Annotated in this window: 21 protein-coding genes; 8 read left to right on the top strand and 13 right to left on the bottom strand. The window is 74.4% G+C overall.

The genetic code is table 11. The annotated features are described in order from the left end of the window. Positions 1 to 6 precede the first annotated feature (6 nt). Entirely contained in the window at positions 7 to 1386 is a 1380-nt protein-coding gene (locus AB0K07_RS21160; RefSeq protein ID WP_363757096.1) for an FAD-dependent oxidoreductase, read from the top strand. A 72-nt stretch (positions 1387 to 1458) separates the two neighbouring features. Next, positions 1459 to 2439, top strand: a complete 981-nt coding sequence (locus AB0K07_RS21155) for a LacI family DNA-binding transcriptional regulator (protein WP_363757184.1) — start codon at positions 1459 to 1461, stop codon at positions 2437 to 2439. Between the two features lie 23 nt (positions 2440 to 2462). Here the strand turns inward: AB0K07_RS21155 and AB0K07_RS21150 are convergent, their stop codons facing one another. After that, the gene (locus AB0K07_RS21150; protein WP_363757095.1) at positions 2463 to 3410 is read right to left on the bottom strand and encodes a carbohydrate kinase; all 948 of its coding nucleotides are present in this window, start codon (positions 3408 to 3410) and stop codon (positions 2463 to 2465) included. Further along, positions 3407 to 4672, bottom strand: coding sequence for an AGE family epimerase/isomerase (locus tag AB0K07_RS21145; RefSeq protein WP_363757094.1), 1266 nt, complete (start codon positions 4670 to 4672; stop codon positions 3407 to 3409). Before AB0K07_RS21145 ends, AB0K07_RS21150 begins: the two co-directional genes overlap by 4 nt. A gap of 217 nt (positions 4673 to 4889) precedes the next feature. On the opposite strand from AB0K07_RS21145, the gene AB0K07_RS21140 reads away from it, so the two are divergent. Beyond that, positions 4890 to 5756, top strand: a complete 867-nt coding sequence (locus AB0K07_RS21140; RefSeq protein ID WP_363757093.1) for an aminoglycoside phosphotransferase family protein — start codon at positions 4890 to 4892, stop codon at positions 5754 to 5756. Positions 5757 to 5769: 13 nt separating this feature from the next. Here the strand turns inward: AB0K07_RS21140 and AB0K07_RS21135 are convergent, their stop codons facing one another. After that, a complete protein-coding gene (locus AB0K07_RS21135; RefSeq protein WP_363757092.1) occupies positions 5770 to 6579 on the bottom strand; it encodes a DNA-formamidopyrimidine glycosylase family protein in 810 nt (269 codons plus the stop codon). Between the two features lie 208 nt (positions 6580 to 6787). Here AB0K07_RS21135 and AB0K07_RS21130 point away from each other — a divergent pair, with 208 nt between their 5' ends. The 4 genes from AB0K07_RS21130 to rocD all read left to right on the top strand — a co-directional run bounded on the left by AB0K07_RS21130 (position 6788) and on the right by rocD (position 12062). Further along, a complete protein-coding gene (locus AB0K07_RS21130) occupies positions 6788 to 8713 on the top strand; it encodes a ricin-type beta-trefoil lectin domain protein (protein WP_363757091.1) in 1926 nt (641 codons plus the stop codon). A 155-nt stretch (positions 8714 to 8868) separates the two neighbouring features. Then, positions 8869 to 9684, top strand: a complete 816-nt coding sequence (locus AB0K07_RS21125; protein ID WP_363757090.1) for a DMT family transporter — start codon at positions 8869 to 8871, stop codon at positions 9682 to 9684. A 348-nt stretch (positions 9685 to 10032) separates the two neighbouring features. Then, positions 10033 to 10848 (top strand): dimethylargininase, encoded by an 816-nt coding sequence (ddaH, locus tag AB0K07_RS21120; protein WP_363757183.1) that lies wholly within the window; start codon positions 10033 to 10035, stop codon positions 10846 to 10848. Next, positions 10848 to 12062, top strand: a complete 1215-nt coding sequence (gene rocD / locus AB0K07_RS21115) for an ornithine--oxo-acid transaminase (protein ID WP_363757182.1) — start codon at positions 10848 to 10850, stop codon at positions 12060 to 12062. The genes ddaH and rocD overlap by 1 nt, the downstream gene beginning before the upstream one ends. A gap of 57 nt (positions 12063 to 12119) precedes the next feature. Here the strand turns inward: rocD and AB0K07_RS21110 are convergent, their stop codons facing one another. The 7 genes from AB0K07_RS21110 to AB0K07_RS21080 all read right to left on the bottom strand — a co-directional run bounded on the left by AB0K07_RS21110 (position 12120) and on the right by AB0K07_RS21080 (position 20679). Continuing rightward, on the bottom strand, positions 12120 to 13271 hold the full coding sequence (locus AB0K07_RS21110; RefSeq protein WP_363757089.1) for an FHA domain-containing protein: 1152 nt from the start codon (positions 13269 to 13271) through the stop codon (positions 12120 to 12122). Continuing rightward, on the bottom strand, positions 13268 to 13561 hold the full coding sequence (locus AB0K07_RS21105) for a 4a-hydroxytetrahydrobiopterin dehydratase (RefSeq protein WP_363757088.1): 294 nt from the start codon (positions 13559 to 13561) through the stop codon (positions 13268 to 13270). The genes AB0K07_RS21110 and AB0K07_RS21105 overlap by 4 nt, the downstream gene beginning before the upstream one ends. Positions 13562 to 13703: 142 nt before the next feature. Continuing rightward, the gene (locus tag AB0K07_RS21100; protein ID WP_363757087.1) at positions 13704 to 14756 is read right to left on the bottom strand and encodes an acyl-CoA desaturase; all 1053 of its coding nucleotides are present in this window, start codon (positions 14754 to 14756) and stop codon (positions 13704 to 13706) included. A gap of 134 nt (positions 14757 to 14890) precedes the next feature. Beyond that, positions 14891 to 18451 (bottom strand): hypothetical protein, encoded by a 3561-nt coding sequence (locus AB0K07_RS21095; protein ID WP_363757086.1) that lies wholly within the window; start codon positions 18449 to 18451, stop codon positions 14891 to 14893. Positions 18452 to 18499: 48 nt separating this feature from the next. Beyond that, the gene (cutA, locus tag AB0K07_RS21090; RefSeq protein ID WP_363757085.1) at positions 18500 to 18820 is read right to left on the bottom strand and encodes a divalent-cation tolerance protein CutA; all 321 of its coding nucleotides are present in this window, start codon (positions 18818 to 18820) and stop codon (positions 18500 to 18502) included. Between the two features lie 9 nt (positions 18821 to 18829). Then, complete coding sequence (locus AB0K07_RS21085; protein ID WP_363757084.1) at positions 18830 to 19846, bottom strand: 1-acyl-sn-glycerol-3-phosphate acyltransferase; 1017 nt, start codon at positions 19844 to 19846, stop codon at positions 18830 to 18832. Then, a complete protein-coding gene (locus tag AB0K07_RS21080) occupies positions 19846 to 20679 on the bottom strand; it encodes a patatin-like phospholipase family protein (protein WP_363757083.1) in 834 nt (277 codons plus the stop codon). The genes AB0K07_RS21085 and AB0K07_RS21080 overlap by 1 nt, the downstream gene beginning before the upstream one ends. A 163-nt stretch (positions 20680 to 20842) precedes the next feature. Between AB0K07_RS21080 and AB0K07_RS21075 the strand changes: the two genes are divergently transcribed. Further along, positions 20843 to 22300, top strand: a complete 1458-nt coding sequence (locus AB0K07_RS21075) for a serine/threonine-protein kinase (RefSeq protein WP_363757082.1) — start codon at positions 20843 to 20845, stop codon at positions 22298 to 22300. Between the two features lie 31 nt (positions 22301 to 22331). Here the strand turns inward: AB0K07_RS21075 and AB0K07_RS21070 are convergent, their stop codons facing one another. The 3 genes from AB0K07_RS21070 to AB0K07_RS21060 form a co-directional block, all read right to left on the bottom strand. Continuing rightward, a complete protein-coding gene (locus AB0K07_RS21070; protein ID WP_363757181.1) occupies positions 22332 to 23384 on the bottom strand; it encodes a glycosyltransferase family 4 protein in 1053 nt (350 codons plus the stop codon). A gap of 157 nt (positions 23385 to 23541) precedes the next feature. After that, positions 23542 to 24213 (bottom strand): BON domain-containing protein, encoded by a 672-nt coding sequence (locus tag AB0K07_RS21065; RefSeq protein WP_363757081.1) that lies wholly within the window; start codon positions 24211 to 24213, stop codon positions 23542 to 23544. Between the two features lie 175 nt (positions 24214 to 24388). After that, entirely contained in the window at positions 24389 to 25987 is a 1599-nt protein-coding gene (locus AB0K07_RS21060) for a trypsin-like peptidase domain-containing protein (RefSeq protein ID WP_363757080.1), read from the bottom strand. Positions 25988 to 26049: the final 62 nt, after the last annotated feature.

Genomic DNA, 26049 nt, shown 5'->3' with positions numbered 1-26049 from the left:
GGTCCGGTGGCGCAACGACTGATCGTCATCGGCGGGGACGCCGCCGGCATGTCGGCGGCGTCCCAGGCCCGACGCCGCAGTGGCCCTGACGACCTGGAGATCGTGGTCTTCGAGCGCGGCCACTTCACCTCCTACTCGGCGTGCGGCATCCCGTACTGGATCAGCGGCCTGGTGCCCGACTCCGAGCATCTGATCGCCCGGTCCCCGGAGACGTTCCGCACCGAGCACGCCATCGACGTGCGGCTGCGTCACGAGGCGACCGCCATCGACCTGGAGCGCCGCGAGGTCGTGGCCCGGGACCTGGAGCGGGGCGGCGAGGTCCGCGAGCGCTTCGACGAGCTGATGTACGCCGCCGGCGCGGTGCCGGTGAAGCCGTCGTGGGCGGACACCGACACCCAGGGCGTGTTCGGCATGCAGACCCTCGACGACGGGGCGGCGCTGCGCGACTGGCTGGACGGCGAGCCCCAGCCGCGCCGGGCCGTGGTGGTCGGCGGCGGATACATCGGCGTCGAGATGGCCGAGGCCCTGATCGCACGCGGCCTGTCGGTCACCCTCGTCGAGGCGGCCGACCAGCCCATGTCGACCGTGGACGGCGACATGGCCGAACTGGTCGCCGAAGCGATGCGCTGCCTGGGCATGCAGATCCGCACCGGGATGCGGGTGACCGGTCTGGAGGAGCGCGACGGCCGGGTGTCCGCGGTGGTCACCGCCGAGGGGCCGATCCCGACCGACGTCGTGGTCCTGGGTCTGGGCGTACGCCCGAACGCCGCGCTCGCCGAGGCGGCCGGGCTGCCGCTCGGGCCGACCGGCGGGATCCGGGTGGACCGACGGATGCGGGTGATCGGGCTGCCCGGGATCTGGGCTGGCGGCGACTGCGTGGAGACGCTGCACCGGGTCAGCGGGCTGCCGGTGCACATACCGCTGGGCACGCACGCCAACAAGCAGGGCCGGGTGGCCGGGATCAACATCGGCGGCGGGTACGCCACCTTCCTGGGCGTGATCGGCACGTCGGTGACCAAGGTCTGCGACCTGGAGGTCGGCCGGACGGGCCTGCGCGAGCGCGATGCCACCGCGGCCGGCTTCGACTTCGTCTCGGTCATCGCCGAGTCGACCAACCGGGCCGGCTACTACCCCGGGGCCCGCCCGATGACCGTCAAGCTGATCGCCGAGCGACCCAGCGGGCGGCTGCTCGGCGCGCAGATCGTCGGCTGGTCCGAGGCGGCCAAACGGATCGACACGCTGGCCGTGGCGCTGTGGAACGGCATGACGGTGGACGAGATGACGGCGCTCGACCTGGGCTACGCTCCGCCGTACGCGCCGGTCTGGGACCCGGTGCTGATCGCCGCCCGAAAAGCGGTCGACGTGCTGACCGCCGTCGGCCGCTGACCCGCGCCGCCCGTGGAGGACCACCCCGTGACGCAGACCCCGACCCGGCCGACCGCACGCCGGCGCCCGACCATGGTCGACGTGGCCCGGCACGCCGGGGTCAGCCTGAAGACCGTCTCCCGGGTGGTCAACGACGAGCCGGTGGGGCAGGAACTGGTCGGTCGGGTGCTGGCCGCCATCGCCGAGCTGGGCTTCCGGCGCAACGACATCGCCCGCAACCTGCGTTCCCGGCAGCTCAACGCCACCGTCGGGCTGCTCATCGAGGAGATCGCCAACCCGTTCTACGCCACCATCGCCAGTGTCGCCGCCGAGATCGCCGCCGCGCACGGGACGATGCTGATCACCGCCTCCTCGGAGGAGGACCCGGAGCGGGAACGCGCGCTGCTCCAGGACTTCACCCAGCGCCGGGTCGACGGGCTGCTGGTGGTGCCGGCCGGCCCCGACCACTCGTTCCTGCGCCGCGAGGTGGAGTTGGGCATGCCGGTGGTCTTCCTGGACCGGCCGCCGCAGGGGCTGCTCGCCGACGCCGTGCTCCTGGACAATCAGGGCGGCAGCCGTGCCGGGGTGGGCGCTCTACTCGATGAGGGGCACCGCCGGGTGGGTGTCCTGCTCGGCGCGCCGAGTGTGCCCACCATCCGGGAGCGGCTGGTCGGCGCGCGGGCGGCGCTCGCCGCCGCCGGGATCGAGCCCGACGACTCGCTGGTCCGCGACCGGCTCATCGCCCCCGAGGAGGCCGGGCGGGCGGTCGCCGCGCTGCTCGACCTGCCGGACCCGCCCACCGCCTTCTTCTGCGGCAACAACCGGCTCACCGTCGGTGCCCTCCAGGAGCTGCACCGGCAGGGCAGCGACGCGGCGTTGGTCGGCTTCGACGACTTCGAGTTGGCCCACCTGATGCCCCGGCCGTTCACCGTCGTCGCGTACGACACCCGGGAGCTGGCCCGGATCGCCAGCGAACGGCTGTTCCGGCGGATCGCCGGTGACGACTCCCCGCCGTCGACCACCGTGCTCCCGACCCGGCTGCTGCGTCGCGGCCTGACTCCGCCGGCCGCCTGAGGCGCGGGCCCCGCACCCCGCAGTCACGCGCCGAGCAGGGCCGCCACCTCGGCCCGGCTGGGCGGGTCCGCGCCGCGGCGGGCGCAGGTCAGCGCGGCGACCAGGGCGGCCTGCCGGAGCACCGTGGCCCACTGCTCCACGGTCAGCGCGGCGAGCCGGTCGACCGGCCGGTCACCGAGCGCGTCCAGGTCGGCCAGCGCCGCCAGCAGGCCGCCGGTGAACGCGTCGCCGGCACCGACCGTGTCGACCACCGTGGTGGGCACCGCCGGTTCCTGGTGCATCGACCCGTCCGGGGCGAGCAGCCACGCGCCGTCCGCACCCCGGGTCACCACCGCGCAGCACACCCCCGCCTCGCGCCACTCGGCCATCACGTCGGGCACCGTCCGGTCCGGGTGGAGCCAGGCCAGGTCCTCGTCGCTGGCCTTGACCAGGTGCGCGAGGCCGACCTGACGCCGTACCCGCGCCTGCTCGGCCGCCCGGTCCGTGACGATGCTGGGGCGCAGGTTGACGTCGATCGAGACGGTGCGGCCGTCCCGGCGGCGTTCGCGGGCGAGCAGGTCCTCCAGCACCCGCGCGCCCGGCGCCAGCGCGAGCGCGAGCGACCCGGTGTGCAGGGCGGTCGCCGTCGACCCCGCCAGCTCGGGCAACTCCTGCGGTGTCCACTGCCAGTCCGCCGTGCCGTCCAGCCGGAACTCGTAGCTGGCCTGCCCGGCGGCATTCAACGTGGCCACCGCCACCGAGGTGGGCTGCTCGGCGCGGACCGCCCAGCCCAGGTCCACCCGGTTGGCACTCAGGTGCTCGGCGAGCTGCCGGCCGTACTCATCGGTGCCGAGCCGGGCCAGTAGCCGTACCGGCTGGTCGAGCCGGGCCAGCGTGACCGCCACGTTGGCCGGGGAGCCGCCCGGCACGGCCCGCTGCCCGTCGGCGGTGACCACCAGGTCGATGAGCGCCTCACCCGCCACCACGATCACGCGGGCACCTCGCCGGGGGCGAGCGGGCCGGGGCCACCGAGCGCGTCGGCCGAGCGGGACAGCAGCACCGCCTGGTACGCGTGGTAGACGTCCGGCCGGCCGTGCCAGACGGTGCTGGCGGGCCGGTTCCGCGGGTCCAGCTCGTGCCGCCACCCGGCGTCGTCGATGAGGTGCTGGCGCGCGTACGCCCAGAAGACCCGGTACCAGTCGGCGTAGACGGCGTCCCCGGTGCGGCGGTGCAGGGTGACCGCCGCTCCGATCGCCTCGGCCACCACCCAGTGCATCCGGGAGCGGACGACGGGCCGGTCGTCCCAGTCGATGGTGTAGACGAAGCCGTCGGCGCCGTCGACGGCCCAGCCGCGCCGTACGGCGGCGGCGAACAGGGCGCGGGCGTCGGCGAGCAGCCATTGCGGCGGCTGCGGCAGGACCGCCTCCAGCTCCAGCAGCAGCCGGGCCCACTCCAGCCAGTGCCCGATCGTGGAGCCGTACGGCCGGAACGGGTCGGCGGGCCGGTCCCGGTTGTAGTCGGGCAGCGGCGCCCAGCCGGCGGTGAAGTGCTCCGGCAGCCGCCAGTCGTGCCGGGCGCCCTCGCCGTGCACCAGGTGGGTGCCGATCCGCAGGGCCCGGTCGGTCCAGCTCGCGTCGCCGGTGGCGGCGGCAGCGGCGAGGAACGCCTCCACCATGTGCATGCTGCTGTTCGCGCCCCGGTAGTCCTCGGTGACCGTCCAGTCCCGGTTCCAGGATTCGCGGACGGCGCCGGCCTCGGCGTCCCAGAACCGGTCCCGCACCACGGCGACGGCGTCGTCGAGGAGCCGGTCCGCGCCGGGCCGCCCGGCGCGCGCCGCCCCGGACGCGGCGAGCAGCACGAAGGCGTGGTCGTACCCGGCCTTGCGCTCGTTGGTCGGTGTGCCCTGCTGGTCGACGGCGCCGAACCAGCCGCCGTACCGGTCGTCACGCAGCAGCGTGCTGAGCGCGGCGACCCCGTGGTCGACCAGAGCGGCCGCCTCCGTGTCGCCGTTGCGGTGGGCGAGGGCGGCCACGTGGGTCATCCGGCAGGTGATCCAGGTGTGCAGCGGTTCGCTGCGGTCCGGGGTGCGGTCGTCGGTCAGCCACCAGAAGCCGCCCTCGGGCCGGACCGCGCGCCGAGCCGTGTCGAGCAGCGTGCGGGTCTGGTCGGCGAGGAACAGGTCGAGGTCGGGCAGGTCGGGTGTTCCTGCCGGAGCAGGGGTCGGTTCGGCTGCGGAGCGGGGCACATCGGTCATCTCAGCTGGTCACCGTCGGGTCGGGAAGGGACATATGGCCAGAATCGGCGGGCGGCAACGATGGTGGGTGGGATTCATCCCATTCGCCCGTTGACATCGTTGTCTCGTCTCCACCCTGCTCTGGGGGCCGGTCGCTGTCAATTCTGCTTCGTCACACCGCCACCGGGCACCGCGCCCCCGGACAGCCACACGCCCGCCGATGATCCAGGATGACCGGATGGAACTGCCCGAGGGACTTGGCTGGCTACGCCGCTCGCCGGAGGGCCGGGACTGGCTGGCCACACTCCCCGACCGGCTCGCGGAATGCGCCGAGCGGTGGTCGCTGCGGCTCGGGCCGCCCTTCCGGTACGCCTTCGCCTCCCTGGCGCTCCCCGTCGAGATGCCCGACGGCACGCCGGCGGTGCTCAAGCTCCAGTACCCGGACGACGAGAGCCGGCACGAGGCCGACGCCCTGGCCCGGTGGGACGGCCACGGGGCGATCCGACTACTCGGGCACGATCCGCGGCGCCGGGCACTGCTGCTGGAGCGCTGCCGGCCCGGCGGTTCCCTGCACGATCTGCCCGCCGACCGGGCGTTGGACGTGCTGACCGGGCTGCTCCCCCGGCTCTGGCGGCCGGCCGGCGCGCCGTTCACCCCACTGGCCGAGGAGGCCGCCGGCTGGATCGACCGGATGCCGCGCAACTGGGCACGGGCCGGCCGGCCGTACGAGCGGCGACTGCTCGACACGGCGCTCGCCCTGCTCGCCGAACTGGCGTCGAGCCAGGGCGAGCAGGTGCTGGTCAACCAGGACCTGCACGCCGGCAACGTGCTCTCCGCCGAACGGGAACCATGGCTGGTGATCGACCCGAAGCCGCTCACCGGCGAGCGGGAGTTCTCGGTGGTCCCGATGGTGCGCGGTCGGGAGCTGGGCCACTCCCCGGCCGCCGTCCGGCACCGGCTGCACCGGCTCAGCACCGAGCTGGGGCTGGACCGGGAACGGGTCCGGGGCTGGACGGTCGGCCAGACGCTGGCCTGGAGTCTCGACGGCGACGCCGTCCTCGCGCACCACCTCGAGGTGGTCCGGTGGCTGCTCGACGAGCGGTGACCGGGCGCGCCGATCAGACGGGCTGGCAGGTACGGCACCAGTAGAGATTGCGACCGGCCAGCTCGCCGCGACTGACCTCGGCGCCGCAGACGTGGCACGGCTCGCCGGGGCGGCGGTAGACGTACACCTCGCCGCCGTGCCGGTCCACCCGGGGCGGACGGCCCATCGCCTCCGGGAGGTGCGCGTCGCGCACCGTGTCGATCCGGCCGTGCTCGACCGCGAGACGCATCAGCCCGACCAGGTCGATCCAGAGCGCGTCCCAGCCGGCCCGGGTCAGCTGTCGGCCGGGCATCCTCGGCGGCAGCCCGGCCCGGAACAACGCCTCGGTCACGAAGATCAGCCCGGTGCCGGCCACCACCGACTGGTCCAGCAGCAACGCGGCCAGCGGCGTCGGGCTGCGCGAGATCCGGGCGTACGCCCGCTCCGGGTCGGCGTCGGCGCGCAGCGGGTCCGGCCCGAGGCGGTCCCGCAGCGCGGCCACCTCGGGTGGAGTGAGCAGCTCGCAGGCGGTGGGCCCGCGCAGGTCGAGCCAGTGCCGGTCGCTGGCCAGCCGCAGTCGCACCTGGCCGACCGGCTCCGGCGGCTCCCCCGACCCGTCGGCGAACTTGCCGTACAGCCCGAGATGTACGTGCAGCGTCAGCTCGCCGGCGTAGTGGTGCAGCAGGTGCTTGCCGTACGCCTCAGTGCTCTCCAGGACCGTGCCGGAGAGCCGGGCCGCGCCCTCGGCGAAGCGGCCCTGCGGGCTCGCGGCGTGCAGCTTGTCACCGGCGAACAGCTCGGTGTGCCGGGCCGCCAGGCGGTGGATCGTGTGTCCCTCTGGCACGGGTGCCAAGGATAGCCAGCAGCGCCCGGCCGGGCCGAGTGAGCCGTGCGGCCACGTCAGCCCTGGCGCTGTCACGGTGTTGCGCCCTGGCCCACACAGCCGGTGAACACCCCGGAAAGAATTTATTGACTTCTATTACTAAGGAATATTAACTGTTAAGCACGCCCGGCCGGCACCGACAGCACCGCCGCGCGAGAGGAAGACGCCGATGCCCACCACCCCCGTACCCCTGCCGTCAGGCCACCGTCAGCGGCCCCGACGCCGAGCCGTCCCGGCGGCCCTGCTCGCGATCTGCACCGCGACGGCCGCCGCCGCGGTCGCGCTGCCGACTCCCGCCTCCGCAGCCGGCGAGCAGGTGAACATCTGGCTGACCACCACCTCGGACTCCGGTGGCCGCCAGGTCAGCCGGGGCCTCCAGCAGCAGACCCCGATCGCCTTCGCCGCCACCAGCGGCGGCGCGACGCACACCATCACTGTCAACGAGAACACCCGTTACCAGCAGTTCGAGGGCGGCGGCGCGTCGATCACCGACAGCACGGCGTACCTCTTCCGGGGTGGTCCGATCAGCGCCGCCACCCGCGACACGGTGATGAGCAAGCTCTTCTCCCCGACTGACGGCATCGGGCTCTCCTTCGTCCGCAACCCGATCGGCGCCTCGGACCTCTCCCGGCCCGGCAACGTCTCCCTCGACGACACCTGCTGCGACCTCAACGACTTCAACACCAACGGCTACGACACGAACGTCCGGCTGCTCACCGCGCAGGCCCGGTCACTCAACCCGGCGCTGCGGGTGATGGGCGTGCCGTGGAGCGCGCCGGGCTGGATGAAGGACAACGGCCGGATGGACCAGATGGGCTGGCTCAAGGCCGAGTACTACCCGATGTACGCCCAGTACCTGGTCAAGTACGTGCAGGCATACCAGGCCGCCGGCATCGCCGTGAACTACCTCTCGGTGCAGAACGAGCCCAACTGCTGCCAGGCCGCCAACCCGACGGCCATGACGTACCCGGGCATGAGTTGGAACGGCTCCGGGCTGGTCGAGTTGACCAAGAACCACCTCTACCCCGCGCTGCGCGCCGCCGGCCTCACCACCAAGGTGCTGGTGCACGACTGGAACTACGGCGACCACCCGAACTTCGGGGCGGTGCTGCTGGCCGACGCCGGCGTCCGCAACGACCCACTCTTCGGCGGCATCGCCTGGCACGGCTACTTCGGCGACCCGGCGGTCGGCACCCAGGTGCACAACCAGTACCCGGCGGTGCGCCAGTTCAGCACCGAGCACTCCGGCGGCACCTGGATCGGCAACCAGCACAACGAGGACCTGGCCGACATCGTGAACTACGCCCGGAACTGGAGCGGCAGCCTGGTCAAGTGGGGTCTCGCCCTCAACCAGTCGATGGGCCCGCACAACGGCGGCTGCGCCACCTGCACCGGTCTGGTCACCGTGCAGGAGGGCGGCTCCCGGGCCGGCCAGGTCGACTACACGATCGAGTACTACACGACCGGGCACCTGACGAAGTTCGTCCAGCCCGGGGCGTACCGGATCGACTCGACCGCCAACGGCACCGTGCAGAACGTGGCGTACGTCAACCCGAACGGCTCCAAGGCGCTCATCGCGCACAACGGCGGCACCAGCGCCCAGTCGGTAAAGGTTGTCTGGGGTGGGCAGTCCTTCACGTACTCGCTGCCAGCCCGCACCACGGCGACGTTCACCTGGTCGGGCACCCAGTCGGGTGGCGGCGGCGGGGGCCGGACCGGCGCGATCGTCGGCCTCGCCGGCAAGTGCCTGGACGTGGCCGCGGCCAACAGCGCCGACGGCACGGCCGTCCAGTTGTACGACTGCAACGGCAGCGCCGCCCAGCAGTGGACGATCGGCAGCGACGGCACCGTACGGGCACTGGGCAAATGTCTGGACGTCCGGGATAACGCCACGGCCGACGGCACCCGGGTGCAGATCTGGACCTGCACCGGCGGCGCCAACCAACGCTGGACCGCGACGGCCGCCCGTGACCTGGTCAGCGTCAGCGCGAACAAGTGTCTGGACGTGCTGGGAAACACCTCGGCCAACGCCACCCCCACCCAGGTCTGGACCTGCACCGGTGGCGCCAACCAGAAGTGGACGGTGCCCGCCTGACCGGGCGCGGACGCACCACGGGCGGTGGGTCGTCGGGGGCGGCCCACCGCCCGTTCAGGTGGGTGTCAGAAATCGAGCATCTGGGTATCTCCGTGACGTACCGCGTGGGTGCCACCCGATACGTCGGCCACCACGCATTCATCAGGAGGTGTGTTGTGGTCAGGATTCCTTCGCTGTCCCGCCGGTCCGAGCCGGCACCGACGCGGGACGAGAACCTCGACGGTCGCATTGACGACCGAGACACCCCGGCCAGCGACCGGGAGAGCACGACGCTGACCGAGGGCCGGTCAGACAGCGGCGACACGGGCCGCCCGGTGGTCACCGACCGGGACGCCGACCAGACGACGTACCGCAGCACCACGGCGACCGGCGACCAGGCCGGCGAGGCCGAGCGGCGGGCGAGTGAGCGCGCGGCGGGGGCCCGAGCCGCCACCGCCCGGCCGGACGCCGAGCCCCGCACCGTCACCAGCCCGGCCTCGACGCCGGAGCGCACCGCCACCCCGACCATCGAGCGCACCGGCGACCGGAACGCCGCCCTCGACAGCACCACCCGGCGGCCCGACACGACGGACCGGGTCACCACCGACCGCCCGGTCGACCCGACCCCGGACCGGACGGCGCCGGAGCCGCCGGTGACGCGCGGCCCGAAGCCTCGGGCCAGCCTGCTCGCCACCCTCGGCCTGATCGTCGCGGTCGCCGGTGCGCTCTTCGTGCTCACCGGCACCCTGGCCGGGTACGGCATCGGGCTCGGCGCAATCGGCGCGGTGCTCTCGGTGCTCGGCCTGATGGCCACCCGCCGCCGGCACGTCGCCGGCAAGACCGACGCGCTGTTCGGCGTGCTCATCGGGCTCGCGGCGGTGGTGCTCGGCGTGCTGGCGATGACCGGCCAGTTCGACTGGCCGACCACCGACGGCGACTGGGTGCAGCGGTTCCGGGAGTGGCTCGACTCACAGTTTGTCGATCGTTTCTAGCGGGCACTGTCCCGCTCGCCGGTGGTGCACCGGCAAGGCCGGCGGTTCGCCGGCTGCCCGATCTCCCGGTGGTTCACCGGCCGGGCGACACCCGTTCAGGGGCGGCGATTCGCCGCCCCTGAAGTCTGTCCGGGGCCCGGTTCGCCGGGCTCCGAGGCGTTTTCGCGGCCCGCCCAGCCGCTCACACAACGAATCGCAGCCGCTGACCGCCCAGACGCAACGAATGTTCGGTGCGCGCAACTCTCGGTGGTGGATCCTGCCGCTGGCGCCGCATAACGTTGAGCAACGGCGCCAGCCCGTGGGCCACGGTGGCCGGGCGCGCCCGACCCTGGGAGCACCACAATGACGATGGACGCCACCAGCCAGCGCCTGCTGATGTGCCGGCCGACGTACTTCGCCGTCGACTACGCGATCAACCCGTGGATGGACCCGAGCGCGCCGGTCGACGCCGCGCTGGCCGTCCGGCAGTGGGAGCGGCTGCGCCAGACGTACCTTGACCTGGGCCACACCGTCGAGGAGATCGCTCCGGTGCCCGGCCTGCCCGACATGGTCTTCGCCGCCAACGGCGGCACCGTGATCGACGGCAAGGCGATGGCCGTGCAGTTCCGCGACCCGCAGCGCGCCGACGAGGCGCCGGCCTACCGGGCCTGGTTCGAGGCCGCCGGCTTCGAGATGTACGACCCCAAGCACGTCAACGAGGGCGAGGGCGACGTCCTGCTGGCCGGCGACCACCTGCTCGCCGGCACCGGCTTCCGCACCGCGCACGCCTCGCACGCCCAGTTGCAGGAGGTCTTCGGTTACCCGGTGATCACCATGCAGCTGGTCGACCCGCGCTTCTACCACCTGGACACCGCGCTGACCGTGCTCGACGAGCGGACGGTGGCGTACCTGCCCGAGGCGTTCTCGCCCGGCAGCCAGGCCGTGCTGCGCCGGCTCTTCCCCGACGCGGTGCACGCCACCATGGCCGACGCCGAGGTGCTGGGGCTGAACGCGGTCAGCGACGGGCGGCACGTGGTGCTGCCCGCGCAGGCCACCGACCTGGCCGCCAAGCTGCGCGACCGGGGCTACGAGACCATCGGCGTCGACCTGTCCGAGCTGCGTAAGGCCGGCGGCGGACCGAAGTGCTGCACGCTGCGACTCCGTCAGGGAAAGGCAAGCAAGTGATCGTGGATGACATCCTGCGGACGCCGGGAGCGGTCCGGGACGCCGAGCGCTGGACGGCGCACAACTACCACCCGCTGCCGGTGGTGATCTCGTCCGCGGAGGGTGCCTGGCTCACCGACGTGGACGGCCGGCGCTACCTGGACTGCCTGGCCGGCTACTCCGCGCTCAACTTCGGCCACCGGCACCCCCAGCTCATCGCCGCCGCGCACGCCCAGCTGGACCGGCTGACGCTGACCAGCCGGGCCTTCATCCACGACCAGTTCGCCGACTTCTGCCGCGAGCTGGCCGAGCTGTGCGGCAAGGACCTGGTGCTGCCGATGAACACCGGCGCCGAGGCGGTGGAGACCGGGATCAAGGTGGCCCGCAAGTGGGGCTACCAGGTCAAGGGCGTGCCGGCCGGTCAGGCCAACATCGTGGTGGCCGAGGGCAACTTCCACGGCCGGACCACCACCATCGTGAGCTTCTCCACCGACGAGGACGCCCGCGCCGACTTCGGGCCGTACACCCCGGGCTTCACCGTGGTCCCGTACGGCGACCTGGACGCGCTGGCCGCCGCCATCGACGAGAACACCGTGGCCGTGCTGCTGGAGCCGATCCAGGGCGAGCAGGGCGTGGTGGTGCCGCAGGAGGGCTACCTGCCGGGCGTGCGCCAGGTCTGCACCGAGCGCAACGTGCTCTTCATCGCCGACGAGATCCAGTCCGGCCTGGGGCGCACCGGCGCGACCTTCGCCTGTGACCACGAGGGCGTCGTGCCGGACATGTACCTGCTGGGCAAGGCGCTCGGCGGCGGCATCGTGCCGGTCTCCGCGGTGGCCGCGAACGCCGACGTGCTCGGCGTGCTCAAGCCCGGCCAGCACGGCTCCACCTTCGGTGGCAACCCGCTGGCCTGCGCGGTGGCGATCGAGGTGGTCCGGCTACTGGCCACCGGCGAGTTCCAGCGCCGCTCGGCCGAGCTGGGCGAGCGGCTGCGGGCCGGCCTGGAGGGGCTGGTCGGCAAGGGCCTGGTCGGGGTGCGCGTCCGTGGTCTCTGGGCCGGTCTGGACATCGACCCGGCGCTGATGAGCGGGCGGGAGGCCTGTGAGCGGCTCGCCGAGCGCGGCGTGCTCGCCAAGGACACCCACGGCTCCACCATCCGGCTCGCTCCGCCACTCGTGATCACCGAGGAGGAGATCGACCTGGCGGTGGCTCAGCTCGCCGCCGTGCTGGCCGGCTGACCCGGCACGAGCCTGGGGCGGGCGTCGGGACCACGGTCCCGACGCCCGCCTTCCGCGTCAGGCGCGGGGCAGGCGCATCGCCATGGTGGGAGCCTCGGCCATCACCGAGGTGGGGGTGAACGGGGCGCCGGTGGGCAGCTCCTCGGCCCGGCCGATCTGCACCCCCGGGTAGAGCTCCACCATGTCGCCCTCACCCAGCACCCGGGACTGCTGCGGGGCCAGGGCGATACGGTCCGCCTCAGCCATCGAGCCGGCCGGCCGGATGCCGGAGCCGTTGGTGCTGACGTCGGTCACCACGACCTCGCCGACCCGCAGCTCGAAGCGGACGTGGCCACGGCTGATCCACCGCCGGGCCTCGTCGTTGAGCCACTGCCCGAGCATGATCCCGCCGTCCTGCTCGGGGGCCCGACCGGCCACCACCGGCTGCTCCTCGCTGAGCACGAACCGCCGCCGGACCAGGCCGCCGACGCGTACCGCGAGCACCTCCGTACGCGGCCGGGGGCCACCGTCGCCCAGCCGTGCGCCGTGTCGGGGGCAGGTCGGTACGCCGCCGCGCAGCGCGGGCGGCGGCTGCCCGGCCGGGCTGCGCTCCACCCGCGCCAGGTCGGCGAACGCGCCACCCCCACCACCGCCACCGAAGAGCGCGCAGCCCGGCTCGGGGCAGCGCCACTGGCGGGCCAGCAGCTTCACTCCCGCCGGCGAGCGGGTGCCGGAGACCGGCGAGTGCCCGCCGCCGACGTGCGCGATGAACACCGGGCCGCCGGCGCCGGGCACCGGGGCGAGCAGCCGACCGGGCTGCTCGACCAGCCACGGGAAGCGCCCGCGCAGCCCGTCGAAGCGGACCCGGCTGAGCACCGGCAGCCCGAGCAGGTCCGCGACCTCCAGCATCCGGTCGCCCGGGTTGTCGAGCACCTCGACGAGCCCGTCGTCGGCCCAGCGGCGGACCACCATCCGCTCGTTTGAGGTGAGGTCGGCGTCGGAGAGCAGCGCGCGGTGCACCACCGCGTACACCTGGACGCTGTCCTCCTCCAGCTCACGGGAGAGCGCGTCGATGACCATGCCGAGCCGTAGCAGGCTGGCCGGCCGACCACCGTCGATGTCCTGGTAGCGGATCACCTCGGCCAGGTCGAGCACCGCTCGCACCAGCGACGGGTCCGTGCAGACCCGGCCCTCGATGGCGTCCAGCACCTTGCTGATCTCGAACCTCATCGGGCACTCCGGATGATCTCGTCGATCCGGCGGGCGAGGTCGATGTCGCGGTGGGTGACCCCGTCGGCCGAGTGGGTGACGCAGCGGAACGTCAGCGTGCGCCAGCGGATGTCGATGTCGGGGTGGTGGTCCAGTTCCTCGGCCGCCCCGGCCACCCGGTCGACCACCGCGATGGCCGCCGGGAAGCTGGTCAGCTCCACCGTGCGGCTGATCCCGGTCTCGTCGCCCGACCAGCCCGTCAGCCCGCCCAGCTCGTCTCGCACCGCTTCCGCGGTGAGCAGGTCTGCCATGCGCCGACCCTACCGGGGCCGGCGAGCGGCATCGACCAGCGGTGGCGGGGTGTCGGTCGGGGCCGGTACGACGAAGCGGGGGCGGTGCCCTGCGGCACCGCCCCCGCCACGTACGTGCTCAGCCGCCCAGCGGCCCGCGTGCTCAGCCGCGCAGCGGCTGGCCCACCTCGTGCAGGTGGCCGAGCGCCTGCCGGTACGACTCGACCAGCCCGGTCTCGGCGTACGAGATGCCCTGCTCGGCGCAGTAGGCGCGGACGATCGGCTGCGCCCGGCGCAGGTTGGCCCGGGGCATGTTCGGGAACAGGTGGTGCTCGATCTGGTAGTTGAGCCCGCCCAGCGCCGTGTCCACGAACCGGCTGCCCCGGACGTTGCGGGACGTCAGCACCTGCTTGCGCAGGAAGTCCAGCTCGTCCTCGGCGGTCGGCATCGGCATGCCCTTGTGGTTCGGCGCGAACGCGCAGCCCATGTAGAGGCCCCACAGCCCCTGGTGCACGACGGCGAAGAGCAGCGCCTTCCCCGGCGACATGACCGCCAGCAGCAGCGCCACGTAACCGGCGGTGTGCGCGAGCAGCAGGGCCGCCTCGGCCGCCCGGTGCCGCATCGGGGTGGCGTACCGGCCGTCCGGCCCCCGGCCGACGATCGCCCGGATGCTCGCCACGTGCAGGCTCAGCCCCTCGAGCAGCAGCATCGGGAAGAAGAAGTACGCCTGCCGCTTGGCCAGCCAGCGGCCGAACCCCCGGGTCTCCAGCGCCTGCTCCGGCGTCCACACCAGGGCGCCCGCGCCGACGTCCGGGTCCTCGTCCTCGTGGTTCGGGTTGGCGTGGTGCCGGTTGTGCTTGTCGACCCACCAGCCGTAGCTGATCCCCACCGCCGCGTTGCCCGCGAACAGGCCCACCAGCTCGCTGGGACCACGCCGGCGGAACATCTGGCGGTGCCCGGCGTCGTGACCGAGGAACGCGACCTGGGTCGTGGCCACGGCCATCACGGCCGCGAGCGGCAGCTGCCACCAGGAGTCGCCGACGAGGAACACCCCGACCCAGCCGGCGATGAAGGCACCGAGTGTGAGCACGATGCGGGCGACGTACGAGCCGGGACGCCGCTCCAGCAGGCCCGCCTCGCTGATCCGTCGGGACAACTGTGCGTAGTCACTGCCTCGCCGTCGTACCGGCGGTTCCGCCACCGCTCCGAGCGCCATGGGCTGCTCCCGTTCCCGCTCACGCCCGTACCGGGGTGGCCCGGGCTATATCTAGCCTGGCGGGATTAGTTGCTGTGAGTAACCCTGACAACCCCCGAATGGGGGGTAGGGCGAGCCCTACCCCCGGGTTCGGTTCAGCCCAGCCGGGCCACCACGTCGCGCAGCCGGGCCAGGTCGCGCCGCCGTCGCTCGTAGCTCGCGGCGAGCCCGATCAACGCCAGCCCGCCGGCACCCAGGTAGATCCAGCGGGGCAGCAGGTCCCAGCCACGAGCCAGCTCGTGCAGCGCCAGCGCCGCCAGCACTCCGCCACCGAGCAGGACCGGAGCCTGCCAACGGCGGGTGGCGCCGGCCAGCACCGCGCCCAGCGCCGCCGCGCCGAGCAGCAGCCGCCGCCACGGCTGCGGGTCCGGGCCGGCCAGCACCGACACCAGGCTCGGCAGCAGCGCCGCGACCAGCCCCGGGCCGAGCGCCGGCCAACTGGTCAGACCGGGCCGGGTGCGCAGCGCCAGCAGGCCCGCGCCGAGGGCCAGCGCCGCGGCCGGCAGGGTGTACGCCTCCAGCACGGTCACACCGCCGGCGGCCAGCAGCACCCACGCCCCGAGCAGTTCGCTGCCGCCGGCGATGGCGGCGAACGCCCACCGCCGGGCGACGGGCTCGCCCCGGCGCAGCAGCCGCAGCGCGACGGCGACACCCCAGAGCACGCAGACGGTCGCGACGTGCCGTGCCACCTCGACGGCGAGCAGCACCGCCACCAGCGCCACCGCCTGCGCGGCGGCATCGAGCACCCGCCCGACCCCGGCCCGCGCCGACGGGCTCCCGCCTGCCACGTTCCCGGTCGCGGCCGCGCCGCTCGCCCAGGACGCCGAACCGATCGGGTCAGCCGGCCGGCCGGTCGCCGCCGGGCTGGTCGCGGCGGCGACGGCCAGGACCAGGGCGGCCACCGCCAGCAGCGGGTACGCCGCCGCCCGGAGCGGTTGCCCGCCGGCGAGCGGGGCGGTCACCGCCAGCGCCGACGCCGCCCCCACGGCGGCGAGGCAGCCGGTGACGCGCACCTCGACGTACCGCGCTCCGACGGCGACGACGACCGCCGCCACCAGCAGCACACCCTCCGCGGCGAGCGTGCCGGCCCGGGTGGCCAGCAGCCCCACCACGCCGGACGCGGCCAGGACCACACCCACCGGCGCGGCGGTCGGCGCGAGCGCCGGTCGGGGCACGGCGAGAGCGGCGACGAGCAGCGCGGCCACCCCGGCGAGCAGGACGACGGCCGGCAGCACCGGCCAGGGCGCGCCGGCCGCGACGAGCAGCACCGGCAGCGCAGCCGCGGCGAACGGCACTGCGCGCAGCAGCGGCGGGCGGACCCCTCGACCCGCCAGCACGGCGGCCACCGCCAGCACGACCAGCGCCAGCCCGGCGGGGAGCGCCGCCGGATCGGCGACAACCCTCGGCACCCCGGACCACACCGGCCCTCGGCTGCCGTACGGGGCGGTGAGCGCGGTGAGCAGCGCCGGCAGGGCGGCCAGCACCGCGACCGCCACCAGCACGACGCCGGCCACAGCGACCAGACCGGTCACCGGCGACACCCCGACCGCCGGGCTGCCCGGCTCGCGGTCGCCGGCCACCGGCGCGCCCACGGCGGCCCGCTCCGGTTGGTCACCGGTCGTCGGCACATCCCAGCGGGCGACGAGCGCGACGCCCAGCGCCGCCAGCGCGGCGTACAGCGCGAGCGGCTCGTTCCCCGCCACGACCAGCGGCGCGAGGCCGGGCACGGTCACCGCGAGCACGGCGCCGCCCACCGCGTACCCGGTCAGCTCCGCCCGGTGGCGACGCGTCGCGAGCAACGCGACCAGCGGCAGCCCGGCCGCCACCAGCGCGACCCGGGCCTGCCACCAGGGCGGCGCGCCCGCGGCGAACAGCGCCAGCGCGGCGACCCCGGGCAGCGCGAGCTGCGCGACCAGCAGACCCGCGCCGGCCACCCACCGGTACGGCCCGGCGGCCCGCCGCACGGCCAGCGCCAGGCCGAGCACGGTGACCGTTCCGAGCGCCACCAGGGCGGCGGCCGGAGCGGCCAGGGCCACCAACAGCCCGTGCCCGAGCAGGACGGCGCCGCCGAGAGCCCCGGTGAGCAGCGTTGTCGGCCGGACCGCCGGGCGAGCCAGCACGGCGAGCAGCAGCACGACCCCGCCGATCAGGTCCACGGTCACCACGGCCGGCCAGGCGGCCGCCCAGCCGGCGGGCACCGCGAGCAGCACCGCCGCTGTGCCGGCCGTGGCGAGCACGACCCCCGCGCTGCGGGGCAGCAGCAACGCCGTCGCGCCGAGCGCCAACGCCAGCACGGGTGCCACCTGCCAGCCCCAGGTCAGGTCCGGCCCGTTTCCGGCACCGCTCCACGGCGGCAACGACCTGCCCACGGCGGCGACCGCCAGCCCCCCGGTGATCAGCACCGCGACCTGCACCGTGCCCGCCGCGACCAGCAGCGCCCCGGCGCGCGGCCCGGTGCGCCAACCGGCCGGCAGCAGCCGTACCGCACCGGCCAGCCCGAGGGCGACCGTGGCCGTCGCGAGCAGCAGCAACGACGACCGCAGCTCGGCCACCGGGCGCAGCAGCGCGGCGGCGACCACCGGCACCAGCAACCCGGCGGCCACCGCCCGCAGCGCCCGTCCGCCGACCAGTCGGGCCGCGCCGAGCCCGGTCGACGCGACCAGCACCAGCGGCACCCCGGCCAGCAGCGGTGCACCCGCCGCCCGGCCGAGCAGCAGCGGCACCAGGGCGCAGCCGGCCGCAGCGACCAGCGCGGCGACGTGCCCGACCCCGGCCAGCACCCGGCCGGCCATCGGGGCCTGCCCTCCCCTGCCGCGCAGCGCGGCGAGCACGGCCAGGTCCACCAGCGCCACCCCGAGCAGGACCAGGGCCCAGCCGTCCGCACCCGGCCGCGCCGCCACGGCGAGCAGCGGCAGCACCGGCTGGACGGCCAGCAGCGCGGCGAACCAGGGACCGGTCAACCGGCTCCACCGCGCGTACACCGCGGCGACCGCCGCGCTGGCCCCCCCGACCAGCGCGGCGTACCTGCTGCCCGGCCAGCCGGCCACACCCGCCAGGTCCACCGACCAGGCGGCGTACCCGTCCAGCACCACCAGCAGCAGCCCCACGGCGGCGAACGTCTCCGCCGTGCCGCGCAGCCCCCGGCGGACCGCCAGCAGCGGAGCGGCCAGAGCGAGCGCGGTGACCGCCGCCAGGATCAGCGCCCGTCCCCCGACGCCCACCGACGCCCAGGCGACCGCGGTGAAGACCACCGCCGCGGTGCCCAACAGAAGTCCACCGAGGACGAAGAGCAGACCCTGGACCGTCCGTGTGGACGCCTCCGCGGCGCCCGGCGCCGGGGAACCCGCACCGACCGCCACCGGCTCGGTGCGCACCTCAGGCCCTCTGGGCGCCGGCCCGGTGAACGGCGCCGCCACCCCGGCGCGGACGATCGCCGCCAGCTCCGCCTGCCGCCGGGACGTCGCGGCCAGCCGCGCAGCCAGCTCGGCGTACGTCCGGCGGGCCCGCTCCACCTCCGGCCCGAGCCGCGCGACCTCCCGGCCCAGGCGGACCACCTCGGCGGCGATCGGGTCGGGTGGGCGGCGGCAGCCGGCGCAACCGGCGCTCAGGTCGGCCGGGGCACCGCAGGCGGGGCAGGGATAGCCGATGTCATCCACGCGGTCATCATCGAAGCCCCACCGGGGCGCCGCCCAGAGTGCGCGTACTCAGGGGCGGGTGTGCTCGTGCACCCAGGTGGCGTAGCCGGGGTCGCCACTCTCCACCCTGGACACCAGGATCTCCGGAACCTCGTACGGATGGCTGGCACGGATCTGGTCCACCAACGCGGTGAGCCGGTCGGGTGCGGTCTTGAACTGCACCGACCACTCGGTGCTGGTCTCCACCCCGGCCCGCCACCAGTAGGTGCTGTCCACCTGACCGCCGACCTGGGCGCAGGCGGCGAGCCGTCCGGCGACGGCCGCGGCCGCCAGCACGTCGGCGACCGAACGCGCGTCCACGACCGTCGTCACCACGCAGATCTGGTCCACGAGCGCACCCTACGCGGCGCCGTCCCGATTGGCCGCGATCCAGGCGTCGATCTTCCCCCACCAGTCGTAGAGCCAGTCGATGCGTTCCTGCCGACCGGTCGGCACGTCCTCCGGCGGCACCGACCAGAACCGCATCACGATCCGCTTGTCCATCGGCAGTTCCCGCCACACGTCGGCGACGGTGAGCATCCGGTCCAGCCCGGTGTGGGCGACGAAGATGACCCCGGCGTCCGGGGCGGCGTCCAGCGCGGCGAGCATCCCGCCGGGCTGCGGGGCGAGCACGTGCCGCATCCGCTCGGCGCGCAGCGCCATCCGCTCCAGCCCGAGGGAGCGCAGTCGGGCGATGGCGCGCAGCCTCCGTCGGGGGGTGAAGTTGCCACCCTCCGGGAAGATGACGAACGCGTCGTTGTCGTCCAGGCCGGTGGCCAGGTGCCCGATCTGGCGTACCGTCGCCTCGCCGCGCTCCGGCGTCGGCGCGATGAACCGGTTGGGCAGCCGGTTGAGCAGCACGTCGATCGCCGGGTCCCACTGGAGGCTGTCCTTGAGCACGATCCGGGGCTCCCGGTCGAACCAGTTGACCAGCCCGTGGATCAGGATGAACGAGTCGCCCGGCCCGGCGTGCCGGCAGAGCACCAACTCGGGCCGGCCGGGCAGCGCGGTGTCGGGGTCGGTGCCCACCACGTCGATCCGCAGCCGCAGCGCCCAGCGGGCCTGCCAGAACAGCACCCGCAGGAACCAGCCGGCCAGCACGTAGTGCGCGCGCTGGAAGGCCGGCGACCGGCTCCGCCATCCGAAGCCGGAGGCGACCCAGAGCGCGAAGAGCGCGAGCAGCGCGGCAGCGTCCCAGACGAGGTAGACGCAGCCGATCCAGAGCAGCCGCAGCGGACGCAACCGACCCGGGACCAGCGGGGAGGCGGCCGCGGCGAGCAGTGCCCAGACCGGCAGGGTGGTCACCACCGTGACGGCGAGCAGCACCACACCGGGGGCGAGCAGCAACCGGCGCAGCCACCTGGGCGGCAGCGGCATCACCGCTCCACGTTGGCCGCGAGGTAACGCCGGGAGGCGGTGTACGCCCGGCTGATCCGCCGTCCCACCGCCGCCATGTCGCGGTACGCCCACGGGGTGTCGTCGCGCGGGTTCAGCCCCCCGGTCGGCAGGACGTGCACCTCCACCCCCTCCGGCAGCGCGGCCATCTCCCGGAAGAACCGGTGCCGGCGGGAGATCTCGAACGCGACCTGTGCGATCTCCCACGGCCGGCGGGGCGGCGTCAGCTCCCGTTCGATCCGGCCCACCTGAAGGACGAAGATCTGGCCGGCGCCGCCCGCCACCGCCTCGCCGATCGGGATGGAGTTGACGATGCCACCGTCCACGTAGTGCGCACCGTCGATCTCGGTGGGTGGGAGCAGGCCCGGCACCGAGGCCGACGCCAGCACGGCGGGCACCACCGGGCCGCTGTCGAACCAGTGCTCGGCGGCCCGCTCGATGTGCGCCGCGCAGCAGCGGAACGGCACCCGCAGGTCGGCGAAGGTGGTGTCCACCCCCAGCTCGGATTCCAGCAGGCGGCGCAGCGGCCGGGGCGAGTGCAGGTGGGTCCGGGCGGCGAAGCGGCGCAGCTGCCGGGCGACCGAGTCGCCGTACACCTCGCTGGCCTCCGGCGAGGCCCAGAGCCGCACCAGCCGGTCGGTCACCGCCTCCGAGGGGTCGGCCGCGACCAGCGCGCCGTTGACCGCGCCGATCGACGTGCCGAGCACCATGTCCGGTTGGATGCCGGCACGGAACAGGGCACGCAACATGCCCACCTCGACGGCGCCGAGCACTCCCCCGCCCCCGAGTACGAACGCCACCGGTCCCCCCGCCATGCCACCCATCCTGGCACGGGCCCGCCGCCGACCCGTCGGCCACCGGCTGGGGCGGTGGGCGCACGCACCCGTCCCGGACCGGTGGCGGGCACCGACGGCGTTGACAGCCAGGAAACATTCGCGCAACCTGATACCGCTCCCACCCCCGAGGCAGGTGCGATCCGTGAAGGCAGCACTGCATCCGGGCCGGTTGCTGGCCCGCCGGTACCGGCTTCTCGACCAGATCGGCGCCGGCGGCATGTCGGTCATCTGGCGCGCCCACGACGAGGTGCTGGACCGGGTCGTCGCGCTCAAGGTGCTCGCCCCGTCGCTGGCCGCCGACGCCCGTTTCCGCGACATGGTGCGCGAGGAGGCCCGGGCCGCCGCCCAGCTGGTGCACCCGCACGTGACCTCGGTGCACGACTACGGCGAGACGGTCGCCCCGGACGGCACCATCACCTCGTTCGTGGTGATGGAGCTGCTCAGCGGTGAGGAGTTGGAGCTGCGGCTCACCGAGGGCCCGCTGCCGTGGGCCGAGGCGGTCCAGGTGGGCGCGCAGGTCGCGGACGCGCTGGCCGCCGCGCACCGGCTCGGCATCGTGCACCGGGACATCACCCCGGCCAACGTGATGATGACCGGGGTCGGCGTGAAGGTGCTCGACTTCGGCATCGCCACCCGGATCGGCGCCCCCGACGAGGACGAGGACGGCGGCACCTTCGGCACCCCGGCGTACGTGGCTCCGGAACGACTCGACGGCGCGCCCGCCCAGCCGGCCACCGACGTGTATTCGCTCGGCGTGCTGCTGTACGAGGCGCTGACCGGCCGGGTCCCCTACCCGGCGGACACCTGGGAGCAGCTCAGCGACGCGCTGGCCAGCGGCCCGCCGCCGACGCTGACCGGCCTGCCGGAGCTGCCCCCGGCGGTGGCCCGGGTCTGCCTGCGCAGTCTGGCCCGGGATCCGGCCGACCGGCCGACCGCCCGGCAGGTCGCCACGGTGCTGCGGGACCACCTGCTGGCGACCGATCCGCCGACCACCACCCGGGTACCCACCCTGACCCTGCCGCCGGCGCCACCCGCTCCGACAGCCGAGGGTGGGCCGGGCGCCGGGCCAGCCGCGCCGGATCGGGACGACCGCGGGCCGGGCCGGTCGCGCCGGCGGCCGGCGCTGCTGCTGGTCCCGGCGGTCCTGGCGGTCGGCGTGGCGCTGACCGTCGCGACGCTGCTGCCCGAGCGGCGGGCGACACCGCGGACCCAACCCACCGCCGGTCCGGTGACGACCCTCTCGACCGCCCCGCCGGTCACCGAGCCGTCCCGGCCCGCACCCACGCCGTCGGCCCGGCCGAGCGCCGGCTCGCCCACCTCCGCGCCGGGCACGCTCGTGGAGGCCGCCAACCGGGTCGACGGCCTGATCGGCGCCGGTTTGACCGCCGGGGAGATCCGCGCCGACGTCGGCCTCGACCTGCGCAACGAGCTGCGCAACCTGACCGCCGCGGCCGGCTCCGGCAACCGGAACGAGCTGGCCCCGCCGGTGGCGCGGCTGCGCGAGAAGGTCGCGGTCCGGCTGGGCGAGGGCGCCATCAGCCCGGAGTACGCGGACAGGCTGGACGCCGCCATCGCCGAGCTGGGAGCCGCCCGGGTCTGATCCGGGCCCTTTCGCACGCGGGGCTGGCCGGTCAGCGGTCCGCCACCCGGGCCGCCTCGCGGACGTCGTGCCGGCTGGCGAGGAAGCGTCGGTAGACCTCCTCGTAGCCGTACGCCAAGCGCTCGACCGAGAAGTTCTCCGCGACGTGCGCCACGCAGGCCGCCGGGTCCAGGTCCTTCGCCGCCCGCAACGCGGCGGGTAGCTCCTCCGGGTGCTCGCAGACCAACCCGGTCACGCCGGGCCGGACCAGCTCCGGCACGGCGCCACGGTCGAAGGCGACCACCGGGGCGCCGGTAGCCATCGCCTCCAACATCACCATGCCGAACGGCTCCTCCCACTGGATCGGCATGATCAGGCAGCGGGCGTCCACCAGCATCCGCAGCGTCTCCGCGCGGTCGGCGTTGAACACGACGGTCACGTCGTCGCCGACCAGCGGCGCGACGACCTCCTCGTAGTAGCGGCGTTCGGCCGGCTCGTTGCACTTGCCGGCGAGCAGCAGCGGCAGCCCGGCCGCCCGGCACGCCCGGATCGCGATGTCCGGGCCCTTGTCCGGGCTGAACCGGGCCAGCCACAGCACCGGCCCGGTGCCGGGCGCCGTCTTGCGCGGAAACCCGCGCAGGTCCAGTGCGTTGTGCACGGTGCCGGCCCAGGGCAGGGTCGGGTTGAGCCGGCGCTGGGCGTGCGAGATGGCCACCAGGGCGACGCCCTCGTCGACCTGGCTGAGCACGTCGCCGTACTCCCCGACCGGGTTGCCGTGCACCGTCGCCACCGTCGGCACGGCCCGGCGACCGGCCACCAGCGGACCGATCGTGGTGTGGTCGTGGATCAGGTCGAAGTCGCCCGCCCTGACCATCCGGTTCACCTGGGCCAGGTGGGCCAGCTCCGGCAACGACTCGCCGAGTCGCGCGTACTGGACCTCGGGGATGGTCGAGACGAAGTCACCGGCGGTGCCGTGATGCCCGCCGGCCCCGAACAGCGTCACCGCGTGTCCGTGCCCCTTCAGGGTGTCCACGAGACCGGCGACCACCTGCTCCAAGCCGCCGTATCCGGGCGGCGGCACGGACAGCCACGGCGGCACCACCATCGCGATGCGCAGCGGCCGCTCCGAAGCACGGGCGGCGGGCGGGTGGTTCACGGCCACGAGTCCTCCCCGTTGCTCCCCGGTCCGGTGTCGCCGTCGGCCGGAATGGTCCGCAGCGGTTTCCCCGTGCCCTGACCGGTAAACCGGACACGACGGACGATCACCCACCGACCAGGAGCTGGTCATGGACCATCCGCACCCCCGGCGCGGACCAGGCCACCCGCTCGACCTGGTCGCGTTCCCACCACGAGCGGACCACCCCGGTGAGGACCAGGGTCTCGCCGTCCACCTCGACCGTCACCCGTTCGCTGCCGAGCGTACGCAGCAGCGCGCGTTGGACGTCCCGTCGCAGCCGGTCAGCGGCCGGTGGCGCCGGCGGACGCACCTCGACCAGGTTGGTGATCCCCCGTACGCCGTCCAGCCGGCGCAGTTCCCCCTCGGCGGTGCGGCGCTGCCACCCGAACTCGACCTCACCGCGGAGCATCAGCCAGCCGTTGGCGACGGTCACGTCCAGCCGTTCGGCGGGCACGAAGCTGTCCCACTCCAACGCCCGGCTGGCGGCGATGGCGATCTCGGCGTCGGTACGCCCCGGTGTGCCCGGCAGCCGCACCTCGATCTCGTCGGCCACCGCCCGGACACCGCGCACCCGCTGGGCGCAGCGGGTCGCCGCCCAACTGCGCGCGGCCCCGTCCACGAACCCGGTCAGGGTGACGATCCCCCGGTCGACGGTCACGCCGATCTCGTTCGGTTGCAGCTGCGGGTCCCAGGCCAGCTCGGCCAGGACGTCGCGCTGGATCCGCTGGTCGTCGCGGACATCCGTCACCGTGCTCATCGCCACCCCCCGTACGTCGCGGGCTCACCTGCCGAACGTGCCTGGCGTACGGGTGACGGCGGCTCACCCAAATCGGGTGAACCGCCGTCAGGGCGGAAAGAGCGGCGGGTGACGGAGCCAACCCCCTTGGCCCCGCCACCCGCCGCCGGAGGGAGGAGGCAGGTTCAGATACCGGTCAGGACGTCTCGGCGAGCGTCACGGTTGCGGTTTTCTCGGTGCCGTTGCGCTTGAACTGCACCTCGACCCGGTCGCCGACCTTGCCGGCCTGCACCGCGCCGACCAGGTCGTCGGAGTCGTTGACCGCCTTGTCGCCGAACCGGGTGATCACGTCGCCCCGCTGGAGGCCAGCCTTCTCGGCGGGGCTGCCCGCGGTGACCGACGCGACCAGGGCGCCGCCGCCCTCGGCCTGGTTGACGCCGACCCCGAGCGACGGGTGGCTGACCTTCTCGCCGCGCTGGAGCTTGCCCGCGACGTCCTTGGCCTTGTTGCTGGGGATGGCGAAGCCCACGCCGATGTTGCCGGTGCTCTGCCCGGAGGTGGCGATGGCGGTGTTGACGCCGATCACCTCGCCACGGGTGTTGACCAGGGCGCCACCGGAGTTGCCGGGGTTGATCGGGGCGTCGGTCTGGAGCAGGCCGGAGATCGAGCTGACGGCCTGGCCCTGCTGGTTCGGGTCCTGCGGCTGGCCCTCGCCGGCCCGGATGGTGCGGTCCCGGGCGCTGAGGATGCCCGAGGTCACCGAACCCTGCAGGCCGAGCGGGCTGCCCAGGGCGAGCACCTGATCGCCGACCTGCATGCCGTCGCTGTCACCGAAGGTGGCCGGCTTGAGGTTGCTCACCCCGCTGGCCTTGACCACGGCCAGGTCGGTCTTCGGGTCGGTGCCGATGATCTTCGCTTGGGCGGTCTTGCCGTCGGCGAAGACGACCTGCACCGTGTCGCCGGCGGCCGAGGCGACCACGTGGTTGTTGGTGAGCACGTAACCGTCGGCGCTGAGCACCACCCCGGAGCCCTCGCCGCTGGTGGTGGTGATGGAGACGACGCTGTCCTGCACGGCGGCGGCGATCTTCGGCAGGTCCGCGCTGTTGAGCACCGGGGCTGCGGAGTAGGTGCGGGTCACGCCCCCACCGTCGCCGTCGAGGGCGAGTGCGAGCGCACCGCCGGCCACACCGGAGCCGAGCATCAGGGCGAACACCGCGACGCCGGCGCCGGCGAACTTGGCGATCCGGCCCGGACGGGGTCCGGTGCCGGGCGGGGTGGCCTGCGGGCCCCAGGGCGGCACCGGCTGGCCGGGGTGCTGCTGCAGGTGCGGCTGGCCCGGGTGCGGCTGGTGCTGGTGCTGGTGCGGCTGGTACGCCACGCCCGGCTGGCCCCCGCCGGCCCAGCCGGACTGCTGGCCCGGGTACCAGGGAGCACCGGGGTACCGGCCGGCGGTCGGCTGCGGGTAACCGGGCTGGCCGGGCGCCGGGTGCCCGGAGACCGGGTACGGCGGCGCGGAGTGGGTGCCGGCGGGGGGCTCGTACCCGGTCGGCTGTCCGGCGGCCGGCGGCGCGCTGGCCTGCTGGCCGGCGTACCCAGCAGGCGCTGTGGGCTCGGCGGGCACCGCCGGGTTGGCGGCGGTGGTCGCCGCGTCGTCGGTGGTCGAGACGACCGGGACAGGGGTGGTCGGGGAGTCGGACTGCGCGCGCTCGTCGCGCGGCAGCTCGGCGGTGGGATGCGACGGCTCGGCGTCGGTAGGGGCCGGCCGGCGCTGCGGGTCGGACTCGAACTCGGTCATGGAACTACCTTCTCCCCGGCCACTGCGACCAACCTGGAACCGTCCTGGAAGTTGCCTGAAAG

Origin of the sequence: Micromonospora sp. NPDC049301, from assembly GCF_040678715.1 — a bacterium.
In the GTDB taxonomy this organism is placed as follows: domain Bacteria; phylum Actinomycetota; class Actinomycetes; order Mycobacteriales; family Micromonosporaceae; genus Micromonospora.
Note: the sequence above shows the minus strand (reverse complement) of the source record. Positions and strands in the feature narration are given on the sequence as shown.